The sequence below is a fragment of the Candidatus Erwinia haradaeae genome (assembly GCF_900699015.1).
In the GTDB taxonomy this organism is placed as follows: domain Bacteria; phylum Pseudomonadota; class Gammaproteobacteria; order Enterobacterales; family Enterobacteriaceae; genus Erwinia_E; species Erwinia_E haradaeae_E.
Genome location: NZ_LR217737.1, coordinates 1,064,231 through 1,081,117, shown reverse-complemented (window position 1 = coordinate 1,081,117; position 16,887 = coordinate 1,064,231). Strand labels below are relative to the sequence as shown.

Annotated in this window: 9 protein-coding genes and 1 tRNA gene; 7 read left to right on the top strand and 3 right to left on the bottom strand. The window is 26.1% G+C overall.

Annotated elements, in window-relative coordinates; all coding sequences use genetic code 11:
* Nucleotides 1-746: 746 nt before the first annotated feature.
* The 3 genes from tsaC to hemW all read right to left on the bottom strand — a co-directional run bounded on the left by tsaC (nucleotide 747) and on the right by hemW (nucleotide 4,864).
* Nucleotides 747-1,313, bottom strand: coding sequence for an L-threonylcarbamoyladenylate synthase type 1 TsaC (gene tsaC, locus ERCIPICE3303_RS03240; RefSeq protein ID WP_157991260.1), 567 nt, complete (start codon nucleotides 1,311-1,313; stop codon nucleotides 747-749).
* A gap of 1,000 nt (nucleotides 1,314-2,313) precedes the next feature.
* On the bottom strand, nucleotides 2,314-2,787 hold the full coding sequence (locus ERCIPICE3303_RS03235; protein WP_157991325.1) for a DUF494 family protein: 474 nt from the start codon (nucleotides 2,785-2,787) through the stop codon (nucleotides 2,314-2,316).
* A gap of 943 nt (nucleotides 2,788-3,730) precedes the next feature.
* On the bottom strand, nucleotides 3,731-4,864 hold the full coding sequence (gene hemW / locus ERCIPICE3303_RS03230) for a radical SAM family heme chaperone HemW (RefSeq protein ID WP_157991259.1): 1,134 nt from the start codon (nucleotides 4,862-4,864) through the stop codon (nucleotides 3,731-3,733).
* 758 nt (nucleotides 4,865-5,622) lie between these two features.
* Between hemW and ERCIPICE3303_RS03345 the strand changes: the two genes are divergently transcribed.
* The 7 genes from ERCIPICE3303_RS03345 to ffh all read left to right on the top strand — a co-directional run bounded on the left by ERCIPICE3303_RS03345 (nucleotide 5,623) and on the right by ffh (nucleotide 16,545).
* Nucleotides 5,623-5,751 carry a hypothetical protein gene (locus tag ERCIPICE3303_RS03345; protein ID WP_269775623.1) on the top strand — a complete coding sequence of 43 codons (129 nt, stop codon included), beginning with the start codon at nucleotides 5,623-5,625 and terminating at the stop codon, nucleotides 5,749-5,751.
* A gap of 2,363 nt (nucleotides 5,752-8,114) precedes the next feature.
* Nucleotides 8,115-8,798, top strand: coding sequence for a (d)CMP kinase (gene cmk / locus ERCIPICE3303_RS03225; protein WP_157991258.1), 684 nt, complete (start codon nucleotides 8,115-8,117; stop codon nucleotides 8,796-8,798).
* Between the two features lie 152 nt (nucleotides 8,799-8,950).
* Nucleotides 8,951-10,624, top strand: a complete 1,674-nt coding sequence (gene rpsA / locus ERCIPICE3303_RS03220) for a 30S ribosomal protein S1 (protein WP_157991257.1) — start codon at nucleotides 8,951-8,953, stop codon at nucleotides 10,622-10,624.
* An 81-nt stretch (nucleotides 10,625-10,705) separates the two neighbouring features.
* Nucleotides 10,706-10,990: an integration host factor subunit beta gene (ihfB, locus tag ERCIPICE3303_RS03215; protein ID WP_157991256.1), complete on the top strand. Its 285-nt coding sequence runs from the start codon at nucleotides 10,706-10,708 to the stop codon at nucleotides 10,988-10,990.
* A 1,197-nt stretch (nucleotides 10,991-12,187) separates the two neighbouring features.
* Nucleotides 12,188-13,507, top strand: a complete 1,320-nt coding sequence (gene tilS, locus ERCIPICE3303_RS03210) for a tRNA lysidine(34) synthetase TilS (protein WP_157991324.1) — start codon at nucleotides 12,188-12,190, stop codon at nucleotides 13,505-13,507.
* A gap of 1,133 nt (nucleotides 13,508-14,640) precedes the next feature.
* Nucleotides 14,641-14,714: transfer RNA gene (locus ERCIPICE3303_RS03205), tRNA-Ile, on the top strand.
* A gap of 469 nt (nucleotides 14,715-15,183) precedes the next feature.
* Nucleotides 15,184-16,545, top strand: coding sequence for a signal recognition particle protein (gene ffh, locus ERCIPICE3303_RS03200; RefSeq protein WP_157991255.1), 1,362 nt, complete (start codon nucleotides 15,184-15,186; stop codon nucleotides 16,543-16,545).
* The last annotated feature ends 342 nt before the right edge of the window (nucleotides 16,546-16,887 follow it).

The following is a 16,887-nucleotide window of genomic DNA, read 5'->3' as shown; positions in this document are numbered from 1 at the left end:
ATCACTAATAATAAGGTAATATCAAAAATTGTAGTTATTTGAATACTATTTAACATAGAATCCAGTGATTGAGTAAAACATATGATAACTTCTTAAATTTAACTTGATGCTTAGATCCAGTGATGATAGAATTTTCTATCTAGACTATTTGATATAGAAAATAGAATCGCTTTCAGTATCTCGCTAAACATTTAAAGAAATCTTAACTAAGAGAAAAGATGTATTTAATAAACACTGGAACATGTCTTTTAAATAAATTACAATACAATTTAATAAAAAATGAGTGCTAATAAACAGATCGACACACTAGTGTACTGTAATAAATAAATTATAATTCAATTTTTATTTATAAAAGTAATTTTTAAATTTAATTACAGGTTGAAATATATCAAAATTTGAATAAGATATTTGATGACATATATTTAAGTTAAAAAATTTATTTAAAAATATTTTATAGTAGACCTAAAGCCTAAAATTATGCGATTGTAAATCAGTATCTAAATCTAAATAGAAAATCTAAATTTCAGTATAATTGAATAAGTATTTTAATGTACAATACACTATTAATAATTTAGTCCTTAAAATATAATTATTAATTACTTGTAAAAAAGAAAATTTTAATATAATCATCTAATTTATTACAAAATAATCTTCTGTTTATACTTTAAAATACGATTAATATAATCTATTGTTCGATGATATTTAAAATAAAGGAAATCTAAACATAAAAAATATGTTCTTATTTTTTATCCTGAACGAATTAATTCTCCAGTGATAAGATCACGTATTTCAGATGGATTATAAAAACCACTAGTTTGACCCATTAATACTGGAATATGATTACCAATTTTTTCTATTACTTCAGATGCAAAACGACATGGAAGTAATCCTGTTAAATTGGCACTTGTTGATACTAATGGCATGTTGCAAAGCTTACACAAAGCAATTACAGTAGGATGTCTACTTATGCGTACTGCAATGGTAGTAAATCTTCCTGTTAACCAAAATGGAGTTGTACGACGAGATGGCACGACCCATGTTACTGGGCTAGGACGTGGTACAAAAATAGAAGATCTTTGATCATTAGATAATTCCTCATCAGCAATCCATGGTAAAAGTTGTTGATAATTTGCAGATACTAAAATTAAACCTTTTTCAATGGATCTATTCTTTAAAGCAAGAAGGCGCGTGACTGCTATTTGACTATTTGGATTACAACCTAATCCAAACACTGATTCAGTAGGATAAGCAACTACCATTGACTGAGATATGTATTTTGCGCATTGCATTAATGAATAGATAATTGGACTCATATGTGCTATACTCCAAGATTAAAATCTAATGAAATAAATAAAAATAAAATTCATTTGTATCCACAAATAAATTTTGAATAAAAATGTAATCCCCATAAAATATTAACTACTAATTAACGAATCATTTGATATGTTCTAAATAAAATAATCAATAATTCAGTATGTAAAAATATTACAGCTTAATATCTTCTGTTATAGTTTATTAAAACTAGTTCTTAATACATCAATATCAAAATACATCATTATTACTAATAATATTAGTATTTATAATCCATTAAATTTTAAAAATTATGAAGGATATTGATATTTATCTAATGATTGTATCCATATTAATTAATCTAGTTATAAACTAGATTAATTAATATGGATACATTAATACATAATACTTTTACTAAAAATATATTATATCTTCATAAGATGAAATTATATGATAATTCGCAACAAAAAAATAAATTTTTGATTTTATCTTATTTAAAAAAGATTTTATTTTAAATTTATATATTAAGATGATTAAGATATATATCTATAATCAAAAAATATTATGAAATATAATTCAATGTTACTGATATATATATAACTAATCTATCAAGTAATCTTTTGAGCCTATGAAAAAATTAATTTTATATTGGAATACATTAACCTCTTGAATTATAATTATAAGTTTCTATTCAAAATTATTTCGTTAATAATATCCTCTCAAATATATCATGTCCTTACAATATAAGAAATATCAACTACTATAAGTAGTTGTAGAACTATCTGTAAAAAAATTACATTAAATAATTTCTATTTTCATTCATAATACAACAATTTTCATTCATATTTAATATTAAAATAGAAATAATTTTATTAAAAATGTAAGGAAATATCCATTTTTAATAAAATTATGACATTATAAATTATATGCTGTAAAAGCATTTAATTTAATATATGATATAATAAATAGAATTTAGTCATTTTCAACATCATTTGATCTTACCATTACACTTTTACTTTATACTCAATGCGTAATCTCATCATTATGATCAAAAAGTAATTCTTCCATTTTTTGATAAGCACTCTCATATCCAGGAAGATTAAAGAGCACCATTAGAACTACCCATTTCAGATCATCTAAATTAAAATCAAGAGTATCTAAAGCCATAATACGCTCAATAATCATTTCACGTGTTTTTAGATTTAAAACCTGAATTTGCTCTAAAAATAAAAGGAATCCTCGGCAATTAACATCTAAACGTTGGCTTTCTTCTTGAGTGTAAATACGCATAGACAGTGGATCAGTAGTTAAAAAAATTGGGGAAATTAATCCATCCTGATAATCTACTAATTTTTCTAACCAGGTCAAAGCATTAAAAATATCTTCACGATGAAATCCTACATCAGATAAATCATTAGTTAACTTATCTTGATCTACTCGCATTTCTGCCTGATTATGAATATAAGTTTCAAATAAATACATTAGTACGTCGAACATCGCATACCCTCCTGAACCAGAAATAGCGGATGGGTATAGCCCTATCGCCATACAGATCGCTCGAAATATTTTTAGAAGTTGTCTTGTCTTTAATTATTAAATTAAAGAGTGCTAATAGATGAATCTATGATACTATATAGTTATTATCGCAGTTTATACGTTATCTAATATAGAGAAAAATGACAAAAATAAGTTGTTCTATTTATTAGTACATTAATGATTGTAATGGTGAGTGTTACATCAAACAATAGTTCAGTATATTTAATCGGTAAAATAATGCTATGAGAAAATTAAAATACATTATCTTAATTTTTAATAGAATTGATATTTATACTATAAATAGCTATCTATCATCATTTTTAATTTAGTACCAGATATCACTATTAAAAGATTGATTAAATTGATTTATTTTTTATTAGACAGATTACTTTATGGCAATATTTATATAAATAATCTATTGTAGAAGTATTATAACTGAATATTATAGATACTACCTATATAGATAACATGAGCTATGTTAACTCAATCTCGCTATACAATAGATGTATTTATAAATTATTATATTAATAGGTTAATTAAAAATATAGATAAGTATCCTATTTGTTTTCAAATAGATTTATGATCTAAAAAGATGTTAAACAAGCTATTTATATAAAACCTATTCTTATGCATGATCTTATCATTAACTATCTTTTAATTTAAATAATTATGAATTTAGAGGACTTAATAAAAATCACTAATCTATGCTAAAAATCTATTAAATATATTATAATATATAACTTAAATTACTAGATAAGGAAAATATTGTTAACTATTCATTTCTGTTATTTATTTATAGATTTATTTAAAATATAAAATATAGAATAAATTTTCTTGATACTAAATGGAATAAGTTTTATATGTAAAAGTGAAAATTTTTTTATTTTAAAAAAATTATTTTTTTTTAAAATAACAATGTTTCTAACATAGTATTTAAGAATAATCGTCCTTTCTGAGTAACTTGCCAAAAATTATCTGTTTCTATTAAATAACCACTCTTAATCCATATCTCAAGTGAGCTTCGAATACCGTTTTCTAACAAACCAGTATGATTTCTGTATTCACTTTTTGGTATTGGTTCGAATAACCTTAATCTATTTACAAAAAACTCGAATGGCTTATCAGAATCAGATACTTCTAAAAGTTTATGTAGATAACAACCAGACATAAATTTATGAGGATGTCTAGTTTTTTCTGTTCGAATAATTGTACCATCTAGTTTAGTAATTTTTCCATGCGCTCCACAACCAATACCAAGATAATCACCAAATCGCCAATAATTTAAATTATGTTTACAATAACTCCCGGATCTAGCATAAGATGAAATTTCATATTGTTCATAACCAGAAGTTAGTAGCAACTTCTTACCTTGTTGAAAAATCTCCCATAAATCATCTTCACTTGGTAACGGTGGCAAAATTATTGAATATAATGTATTTTTTTCAATTGTTAACTGATACCATGAAATATGAGGAGCCTTCAAGTTAATTGCTACTTTTAAATCTTTTAATGCTTCTTTTTTATTTTGATTTGGTAAACCATGCATTAAATCAATATTAAAACTATTCAAACCTAACTCACTTGTTAATACTATCGCTTTGATTGCTTCATTTGAATGATAAGTACGATGAAGGTATCGTAAGCTTTTTTGGTTAAAACTTTGAACTCCAATGGAAATACGATTAACTCCAGATATTTTATAGCCACTTAATCGACTGACTTCTATTGAAGTAGGATTGACTTCCATAGTAATTTCTACTAATGGAGAAACATTAAGACCAATACGTACTCCATCAAGCAACAACTGAATACTTTTACTACTAAATAAACTGGGTGTTCCACCACCAATAAAAATACTCTCTATCTTTCTTTCAGATACTAAAGAGATATCATTTGATAAGTCATTTAATAGATGACGCACATAATCTTCTTCAGGTACTCTTTCTTGTAAAGAGTATGAATTAAAATCACAGTATGGACATTTTTTTATACACCAAGGAATATGAATATATAAACTTAATTTAGGAAGATTAGGCATGCTTGTAATTTTACTATTTTAGTATGGTTAGATTATTTCACCTATTGTAATCGACTATTGTAGTAATCCAAAAAACTAAAATAATCTCTTCAGTGATATTTGTAGTAAATAATTAATCTTGCTTATTAGTAGTATAGATCATGAGACAATACATGAAATTTACTTATATAAGCCAATAAATATTACTATAGTATTCACTATTACTACCACTAAGTTCAAATAAAATTCTATCTTTTTAAGGTTATAACAATGTCATTTCATATGTAAATTACGTCTTACTTACTTAATAAAATTGATAATGTAAATACATGTCCATTATGTTATAAGCATTATTTGATAATAAATCTCATAAGAAAAATTACTTTATCTTTATTATTTTCTTCTTATCTACAGAGACTCAAATAAATAAAAAACTCATTATTATAATACTTTAATATTGTATACAGATCATGATATTATCATGTATTTATAAAATAATAATACCATGATATTTCTAGAGTTTTAGACTATAATTTAATTAATTTTTTCATTTCATCACATTCAAATTTACATTGAAAACCTGTTGTTTATAACAATCTATGAATATAACAATATGTTCATAAATATAGACAAAAATAATAGTGATTATAAAATGTATAACAATGGTTCAAGCATGAATCTAATTTTTAATTTTATTTCTGGACTGGCCATGTTACTTAAAGACGGTGTTTAGTCTGTTAAGCAAGAAATTAGACAATTGGCGTGTTTTAGGACAATTTGTGATGAAAATTAATCATCGTAGTCAAGCATTTGTTCACATGACTGAAGAAGCTATAAGTATTTTACGCTCTTTACTTAAGATTCTACTCAATTACAAAATTTTTATTTTATTCCAGTGGAGCACATAGGGAATTTTCAGAATTTTTTTTACATTTATTAGAACAAAGTAGTAAAAGCAGATTACATTAATGAGGCTATTGATCCAAAAGCGCTATTAAAGAAATACAAAAATATTATGAACCTAATTAATCAATGTAAAAATATTAACATAAATATACTTCGGCATCCTTGTAATGAACAGATAGAAAATATCCGAAAAATCTACTTATATTTATTTTAGTCCCAATAAAACCATTGATTATTTCGCTATACACGAAATATCTAATCTTCCTCAGTATACACTGGTAGCTAAACTCTCATTTACTCTTTTATCAAAACCTTTCAACCTCAGTAGGTATGGTATCTTTATATACTACTGCATAAAAAATATTGGTATTACTGCTCTAACAGTAGTTGTTGTTCGTGAAGATCTTCTAGACTAAACACGGAATAAATTACCATCAATTTTCATTATAAAGTATTAGAAGAGAACAATTCTATGTTTAATAGTTCTCCTACTTTTTCTTAGTATCTTACTAATCTAGTTTTTAAGTAGTTAAAAAAGGGGGAAACTTAAAAAATAGAAAAATAAATCAATTTAACACAAATCTCTTGTATCACATCATTAATAATAGTAATCTGTATTATAATATTATAGTTATAGCCAATCGCTCATATGCAAACAAATCATTTCAACTTTTAGATAAAAGATTGAAGACACTATTTTCTTTCCGAATCATTATCTGCTGGATTGTATACATCACGGGGTTATAAAACTATAGGAGTATTCATGTATTTCTCTATAATGCTATGCTAGTGTTTAGAGTGATAAAATCAGATGATTTTATGTAAAATTTTGAATATAAATATTATGGATATATAATGCTATTTCTTATAAAATTCAAGCTTGTAGATGATATGAAATCATATTTAACATGTTGTTATTTTAACAGACCATCTAAAACTTAATATAATTATATTTCTATAAAATATTATAGATAATTAATTTATATATTTTTTATGAAATACTAACTATAAATATGGTTATTTCATCCTGTGGTCTTGATTACAGTTCATAGACTTTATCATAAAATTAATATTGAAATGAAAAGATCTATGTAGATCCTGTGCTTATAATATGTTACATACTTTTAATCTAAAATAAAGGCAATACACCTTAACAAGATATTTCATACTTAGGTGATCTTGATATGGATATTCATATTTTAATCTTTAATATCTAGTCATAAAAATAAATTATAACTTTGTGTTTATTAAAACTCTATTTCAATCTTATTATTAATCTATATAGTTGATTTTATTTTATCTATTGTATAAAATACTATAGTAGTAATTTACTGGTACTTGTAATTACAATAAATTTTTAAAATTTTTAAAAATTATATTTTTATGATATTCTATTACCATAGAATAATGAATAATAACACATATAATTCAACATATGTAATAACTCACTCTATATAAAATTTTAATTTAGACAAAATATGAAATTAAAAATTATTTGTAACTCTACAGAATATGGTAACAAGACATATTTTGGGTCGATAAAATATCTGAATATCATGAATCATGATGTAAATTATTACAATCATTTTCTTTATATATAGAAGATATCAATCTTACTATAATCACATAATTAACTATCATACTAATTTCATTTTATTTATTATATGTCATCTATTTTCCTCAAAACGTCTTTTATTCTTTAAAAAATAATATTTAAAAAATATTAGTTCATTTGTAATGAAGTAAAGAAAAAATAGAATATAAGATATCTGATCATGATCAACTTTATTAAATATTAAAAATTCTGTAATTGTATTAGAAAGTTTCTTAATGTTTGTGATCAATCTTGATTATAATATCTTAATTAAAAGTAGAAAATAATCTGTAAATAATTGTTTATAAAAAAGAGATAATTAGGTGTCATTAAGAATTCAGATAATTTAGTGAAACGCTTAGCAAGCAATGCTTATAGAAGCAATAGACTATTTGTAATCATTTTGAATAGATATCGATCTTGCTTGGTAAAAAATTTATTTATCATTATCACTAAATATACATCTAAACATAAGATCATTATAATGAAAATTACATTTTCTATTTTTTTAAAAAATTAATAATCTTAAAAATAAAACGCTTCTATAATAAAACTAATCATAAAATAGTGGTGCTGTCTTAAAATACTATATTTATTTATTTAAAATATTATGATAAATATTGCTTTATACAAAATATCATTTTGAAGTTGAATTCATATTCTACACAATCTATCACAATGAATAATTTAATCATCAAAGTTACATATATTCATCCTAATTTCAACATACAATTAGACTAATTTAAGTTTTTTAATGAAGGAGAACACTGGGTGACCAATACGGTACCTGTCATAACCATCGATGGTCCTAGTGCTGCAGGAAAAGGGCAATTATGTCAAGAAATGACCAAAATATTAAAATGGAATTTTCTTGATTCTGGTCTAATTTATCGAGTATTAGCTTTGTTAACATTAGAAAATCAAATTAATCTCAGTGTTGAAGAAGATATTTGTAGAGTTGCCATGCAACTTCAAGTTTTGTTTTATTCTAAAAATGGAAAAGTACAGGTTATACTAGAAGGTAAAGATGTATCCACTAAAATTCGTAATCAAAACATTAGTATAATAGCATCGAAAATTGCTGTATTACCGTGTGTACGAGAAATTTTACTATCATTTCAACGTAAATTTCGTCTACCACCAGGATTAATTACAGATGGTCGTGATATGGGGTCAGTAGTTTTTCCTGATGCATTAATTAAAATTTTTTTAGATGCTAATCTATCCGAACGTGTCAACCGACGTAAGCTACAGTTGCAGAAAAATGGCTTTAGTGTTAATTTTAATAACCTTATAGATCAGATTCAAGAGAGAGATGAGCGCGATCGTCAACGCAGTAGTTCTCCTCTTCTTCTTGCACCTGATGCACTAAGGATTGATTCAACTAATATCCCAATGAAACAAGTACTTGGAATTGCTCTTAATTATGTATACAAAAAACTTTCTTTACTGTAAATCTCAGAAATACTCAGTGAATCTATAAAAATTAGAGAGTACTAAATAATGTATCTCATTCTATGTGATGGACACCATGGATCATGCCACAAAATTCCACCTGTCAGGATGATAGGGGATGTTAAATTTAAGAATCCTGAAGATTATCAATTATGACTGAATCTTTTGCTTTACTGTTTGAAGAGTCTCTAAAAAAAATTGAGACCCGACCTGGCTCTATCGTGCGTGGTGTAGTGTTATCTATTGACAAAGATATTGTTATAGTTGATGCAGGTCTAAAATCTGAATCTACAATCTCTACAGAACAATTTAGGAATGCATCTGGTAGATTAGAAATTCGAGTTGGTGATCAAGTCGATGTTGCTTTAGATGCAGTAGAAGACGGTTTTGGGGAAACCCTGTTGTCCCGTGAAAAAGCTAAACGTTACGAAGCTTGGATTGCTTTAGAAAAAGCTTATGAAGAAGCTGCAACTGTTACTGGTGTAATTAATGGTAAAGTTAAAGGAGGGTTTACAGTTGAACTAGCTGGAATTCGTGCGTTCTTACCAGGTTCCTTAGTGGATGTTCGTCCAGTTCGTGATACAATACACTTAGAAGGTAAAGAACTAGAGTTTAAAGTTATAAAATTAGATCAAAAAAGAAATAATGTTGTAGTATCGCGTCGATCTGTTATTGAATCAGAAAGTAGTGCAGAACGTGATCATCTTCTAACACATTTACAAGAAGGGTTAGAAATACGAGGAATCGTTAAAAATCTTACTGATTATGGTGCATTTGTTGATTTAGGCGGTGTTGACGGATTGCTTCATATCACCGATATGGCCTGGAAACGTGTGAAACATCCTAGTGAAGTTGTTGTTGTTGGTGATGAAATTTTAGTGAAAATTCTTAAGTTTGATCGTGAACGCACTCGTGTTTCATTAGGTTTAAAGCAAATGGGAGAAGATCCATGGGTAGCTATTGCAGTACGTTACCCAGAAGGAACAAAACTCAATGGTCGGGTAACGAATTTAGCCGATTATGGATGTTTTGTGGAAATTGAAGAAGGTGTTGAAGGTCTAGTGCATATTTCAGAAATGGACTGGACTAATAAAAATATCCATCCATCTAAAATTGTTAACGTATCTGATACGGTAGAAGTAATGGTACTCGATATTGATGAAGAGCGTCGACGTATCTCTTTAGGACTCAAGCAATGTCAGCCAAACCCTTGGCAAAAATTTTCTGAAAGTTATAAAAAAGGCGATCGAGTTATAGGAAAAATTAAATCCATCACAGATTTTGGTATTTTTATAGGTTTAGAAGGTGGTATCGATGGCCTAGTTCATTTATCTGATATTTCTTGGAATAATACAGATGAAGAATCTATACGTAATTATAGAAAAGGTGATGATATTGCTACTGTAGTTTTACAAGTTGACGCGGAACGTGAGCGTATCTCTTTAGGTGTTAAACAGTTAATAGAAGATCCATTTAACAGTTATCTTTTATTAAATAAGAAAGGTACTCTTGTTAATGGAACGGTTATGCTTGTAGATGCAAAAGGCGCTACAATAAAATTAGATGATGGTGTAGAAGGGTATCTTCGTATTACTGAAACAACATTAGATCATACAGAAAATTCTGATCCTATATTAAAAGTTGGTGACTATATTACTGCTAAATTTAATGGTGCAGATCGTAAAAATCGTATAGTTAGTTTATCTTCTCGTTCTAAAGATAAAATAGATGAACGAGATTTTATTAATCCTATTCAAAAAGAAAAAGAAGAGAGTAACTTTTCTAATGTGATGGCTGCAGCTTTTAAAGCTGCACAAAGTGAATAATATTAGTTTACGTAGTTCTATTTTAAAATAGAAGGTTGAATTATCACAATTATTCTAATCAATAATTTAACGGAGGATTGTGTGACCAAGACGGAACTGATTGAAAAGTTAGCTGCACAGCAATCGCATATTTCGATACAAATGATTGAGGATGTAATACAAAAGATATTAGAGCAGATGATAGGTATGTTGTCTAAAGGTGAACGTATCGAAATTCGAGGATTTGGTAGCTTCTCTCTACACTATCGTTCATCTCGTATTGGTCGCAATCCTAAAACTGGAGAAAAAGTAAAATTAAAAAGCAAATCTGTACCATATTTCAAACCAGGAAAAGAATTGCGAAATCGAGCTAACTTTAGTGATTAAATAGATCGATAAGATTAAATATTCTTATAGAATAACACTAGGAAACCTGGATTGCACACTTTACTTCTATAATTTAAATAAATGATTACGACTCATATAATATACGTTCTAGTCGATAAGTTGTGTTGAATAGTCCAGGAATCCCAGTCTTACTTTGTATGCAAAATTTCTAAACAACTGATCTTTTAAAAACTAAATAATAATGAATCAGATAAAAAATGTAATATACACGTATAATTTCAATTATATAATACTTTAATTATATTGAGTGAAAGACAACAATAATTAGTATTTAGTCTATTTAGATAAACAATTAATTAGATATATACAATTAAGTTTTAAATTTCTTAAATCTCTGTAATTAAGACTTTTGTAGTATTTTTGAATAGATGATTTGATTGATCAATTTTAAATCTAATTAACTAGATAAACATAGAGTAAAACTAATTTAATTACATCAATTTACCTATCTTACAAAGATATCTAAATGAATGTTTTAATAACCAACAAACTATTTAATATAATTTATGATTTTATTTTCTAGTATTATTCGTGGTTCTTTTGGTCATATATATGGTAACTAATGCTTTAATTATATAAATAGTTTATAATAATTTTGTTAAATACGAATTTAATCAATTAAATTTAATATACTTATTAATCTAAATAATATAACTCATTTTTAATAAAAATATATTTCATCATCAGTGATGAACTATGATATATTTTATTAAATGTCATTTATTGGATGCTAATTTATATTAATATAATACTTATAAAGCACGATTTTTTAATGGTAAAACATTGTTATTTTTAAATAATTTAATAACAAACCTTTAACCTAATACAAAGTAATCATTAAAAAAAATCATAACATGATATAATTATCATGATAATGAAATATAAAATAGATAATGTTATTAAACATCAATCTTTATTTTGATTTTTTACAATAGAATTGTATTCTATTTTAACACATTATAATATTAAAAATTAATAGATTTAAAAATTTGTCTGAAATTTTTAAACTTTATGAATTAATACCAAGATTTACATCTAAATATCTTACTTAGATAAATTATTAACTACATTAAAATAATCGTATCTAATTATTCTATAAAACTTAATGTATAATTAAATTATCTATAGCGCAATATAGCTTTTAGTTATCTGCATTGTTTGGAACAATAAATGATATTGTCTACTATTGACTTAGAACATGCTCTTTTAAATCAGCGTTCTGTATTAATAGCGTATAGTGGTGGGTTAGATTCCAGTATTCTTCTTTATCAATTGGTTCAGCTACGTAAAAAATATACTGATTTGAGACTTCGAGCAGCTTATATTGATCATGGCATACATAATGATTCTAAAAAATGGATAATCCATTGCCAGAATCAATGTACAACTTGGAAAGTTCCTTTAGTGGTTCATAGTGTTCAAGTAAATTCTAAGGGACAAGGAATAGAATCTTCAGCACGTCAAGTACGTTATAATGCTTTATATAAAATGCTATTAACAGGAGAAGTACTACTCACTGGTCATCATCAAGATGACCAGTGTGAAACAGTTTTATTAGCATTAAAACGTGGAAGAGGGCCAGCGGGTATAGCAGGAATGCTCCCTTCAAAGAACCAAAGAGGTAGTTATCACCTTCGACCTCTCCTTACTTATACACGGGAAAAACTAGAAGAATTAGCACATTATCATGGTCTTATTTGGATTGAAGATGATAGTAATCAAGATATCCGCTATGATCGTAATTTTTTGCGTTTAAAAATAATACCATTACTAAATAAAAGGTGGCCTTATTTTTCTAGTACAGTTTCACGTAGTGCAAAATTATGTGGTGAGCAAGAACGTTTATTAGATGAATGTTTATTAGATACATTAAATTCTTTAATAGATTCCTCTAATTCATTAGATTACATACCATTATTAACAATGAGTTCGGTTCGTCGTGCAGCATTATTACGTCGCTGGATTGCTCGTCAATACAACGGTGAGCTTCCATCTTATGATTCATTAAAACGAATATGGAAAGAAGTCGCTATTGCCCGTCCAGATGCAAATCCATCTTTAAAAATTGGGATTAAAGAAATAAGACGTTTCCGTTCTCGGCTATATTTTATGTCACTGAAAAAATCATTAATTAACATTAAGTTATTATGGGAACCACCTTGGAAGCCTTTATCCTTACCTGATGGATTAGGTCAGCTTACTCAGTCTTTAAATGGCATAGCATTACGTTATCCTACTATACATACTATTGTGAATGTACGTTTTTGCGCATATGGATTATTCAAGATTATAGGTCGTTCTAGAAGCCGTTCTTTAAAAAAGATATGGCAAGAACATGAGATTCCACCATGGAATCGTACGCGTACTCCTTTGATTTTTTATGGAGATGTACTTATTGCCGCTCCTGGTATTTTTATCACTTTAGAGGGTGCGCCTGAAATAGATCAAGAACCATGGCATATTGCGTGGGAAACTTCTGTACTAAATAAAAACTGATTGTATCATTTCAAATATAATACTGATTTCATACATCGAGTAAGATAAATATTTGATATAATATTTTCTATTAAAATAATTAAAAATTATATTTAACGATATATTTGTTATACTCATTTATTTTTAATATGAACAATAACTAAAATTTAAGGTATCATAATAAATAGTATTATCTCTAATAACAGATTTGAATTCTTATTCAATTCAATAAAATAATAAAAGTATATTAATTATAGATAATAAAAATGTAAAATTATCTATCATGAAATAATATAAAATATATGAAAAGCATGAATAGCCTATAAAAAGGATAATTATTGTAATAAATAAATATTATTTAGATATTTATTATGGTATTCTATTACTTGTTGAAGTTATCATAATTGATCTTAATATTAACATTTAATTTTAATTAAATAATTAAATATAATAATACTAATTAATCATTAATGAACTCTAAATAAGAATTTAAAATTTTTAATACAGATTAAATCTTTAATCTTAGTTTTATATATTCAATCAATAATAATTGAGTATATAAAATTTTGCAATGAATTTTATTCATTCATTAGAATTACTGTGTTAATTTTATAGAAAAACCTATCATGCTAGATAGATTATTAAAGCAATTTTTATGATATTTAATCATGATATACATTACATAGGTTTTACTTAATCTACTGAATCTTAGTATAGCTATCTATAGGATCTTTACTTTTTATTATAAAACTGATCCTATTTTACAAATTGACAAATCAAGTTTTTATTAGATAACTGAATTTTTGATATTCATGATTTATTGATCATATCATTATCTATAAATATAGATAATGGAGCTTTATTTCTTAAATTCAATATGATTTAAGAATTTTTTATATAATGTAGTTTTGAATTAATAAAATTATATTTGAATTCCATTCATCTTCTGTATTATTCTAGATAAAGAGAAATCATATTATTTACTAGTTAAATTATATTAATTTTGTTTAGACTATCAATTTAAAGAAAATATAAGATAATCATAGAGTAATGACAGTTATTTATGTTATTATAATAACGTATAATTGGAGAAAAGCGCTATATATATTAATTATCAAAATTATTAGATAGTTGTTCATATCAAATACTTGCAAGGCCCCTTAGCTCAGACGGTAAGAGCAGGCGACTCATAATCGCTTGGTCGCTGGTTCAAGTCCAGCAGGGGCCATCAAAAAAAAATTCTATTTCTATTCTAAAAGAATAGAGCTGACAACTTTATTTTAAACTACTATCATAAATAGGATTTCTATAGACTATCTGTAATTATTTGCCAAAATAATTCAATTTATTATAATATTTTTTATTTAAATTATGTTTTTCACTAAAAATCTATGCCTATATATACTTATGATTACAATAGTCAAGATTTTTTATCAATACATCATGAATGTATGAGCAACTATTTTTTGTAACAATTTTAGTTCAACAATGAAGATTGAATCTTTATTCATATAAACATACCATATAAATTCAAATGTAATAGATATGAATGATGCTATCTAGCAAAACTTATATACACTGATTTTAAAGAAGATTATATACATCTACTTATTTCATTTTAATTAAATATTAAAATATAATTCTTTTAATACACTATATATCCTTTAAGATAATTTAATTATGTTGAGAAACAAAATATGTTTAATAATTTAACCAAGAGCTTATCACAAGCCTTAAGAAAAATTAGGGGTTGTAGTAGATTAACTGAAGACAATATTAAAGATACTTTGCGTGAAGTGCGAAAATCATTATTAGAAGCAGATGTTTCACTACCAGTGGTTCGTTTATGTATTAGGCATGTAAAAGAACGTGCTATTAATCAGATAGTAAATAAAAGTCTTACTCCGGGACAAGAATTTATTAAACTAATGAAGCAAGAGCTCACACTTCTAATGGGTGAAAAAAATGAACACCTTAACTTAAAAGTTCAACCTCCAGCAGTCATTATCTTAGTAGGTCAACAAGGTGCTGGCAAAACTACAAGTGTTGGTAAAATTAGTAAATTTCTACATGATAAGTACAAAAAAAAAGTACTTATAGCTTCTTCTGACATCTATCGTCCGGCTGCTATTCAACAATTAGAGACTTTATCTAAACAAATTGGAGTAGATTTTTTTTCATCTCATTCAAGCCAAAATCCTATTGATATTGTAAAATCTGCGGCTCATCAAGCCAAACTACAATTTTATGATGTTCTTATAGTAGATACTGCGGGTTGTTTGCATATTGATGATGTAAAAATGAAAGAGATTAAAACATTACATACAACTATTATGCCAGTAGAAACATTACTAGTAGTTGATGCTATGATGGGACAAGATGCCGCTAATATTGCTCGATCATTTAATGAATCATTACCATTAACTGGTGTAATTCTAACAAAATTAGATGGAGATTCCCGTGGTGGAGCTGCATTATCAATTCGTTATATCACTGGTAAACCTATTAAATTTATAGGTGTTGGAGAAAAGATTGAAGAATTAGAACCTTTTTATCCTGATCGCATTGCTTCACGAATATTAGGAATGGGTGACATATTATCTTTAATCGAAGATATTGAAAATAAAGTAGATAAAGTTGAAGCTGAAAAATTAGCGAAAAAAACTTTAAAAAATAATAATCTAGATTTTAATGATTTTCTTAACCAATTAAAACAATTTAAAAATATAGGTGGCGTATCTGGTTTGCTTAGTAAGCTACCAGTAATAGAAGAAATACCAACTTATATTCAATCACATTTAAACGATATCTCTATAAGTCGCATGGAAGCGATGATTCAATCAATGACATATAAAGAACGTCAATATCCTAACATAATTAAAGGCTCTCGTAAAAGACGTATTGCTTCTGGTTCCGGTATGACAGTACAAGATGTTAATCGATTGCTTAAGCAGTTAAATGATATGCAACAAATGATGAATAAAATAAAGAAAGGAGGTATGGATAAAATGTTTCAAAATATTAAAGATCTCATGTCAACCGGATTTACAAGGCATTAAGAGTATTATTATTAATATTCATTAATCTATATTAAACAATCGTATACATGATGAGAATATTTTTTCTAACATCGAAGTTAACTAACAATATATGCATAATGTGAAAGTAATATATATCGTATATATAACTTAGAAAGTTTTAATATATTGAATATTTATGCATAATTTTATTAACTATAATAGTGATATATAACTTGTTTTACTATTTTAATTAAAAATGATTATTTCTAATCAAGGTTACTTTATGTAAGATTTTTCGTAAAAATAGTTACCATTAGATTTGAATCTAGATTTGAATCATATTTGCAATAAAAATGATTTTTACAAACATTGAATTCTTTT

Coding starts and splice junctions, on each gene's coding strand:
- tsaC (WP_157991260.1), bottom strand. CDS start 1,313: ATGAGTCCAATTATCTATTCATTAATGCAATGCGCAAAATACATATCT.
- ERCIPICE3303_RS03235 (WP_157991325.1), bottom strand. CDS start 2,787: ATGTTCGACGTACTAATGTATTTATTTGAAACTTATATTCATAATCAG.
- hemW (WP_157991259.1), bottom strand. CDS start 4,864: ATGCCTAATCTTCCTAAATTAAGTTTATATATTCATATTCCTTGGTGT.
- rpsA (WP_157991257.1), top strand. CDS start 8,951: ATGACTGAATCTTTTGCTTTACTGTTTGAAGAGTCTCTAAAAAAAATT.
- ffh (WP_157991255.1), top strand. CDS start 15,184: ATGTTTAATAATTTAACCAAGAGCTTATCACAAGCCTTAAGAAAAATT.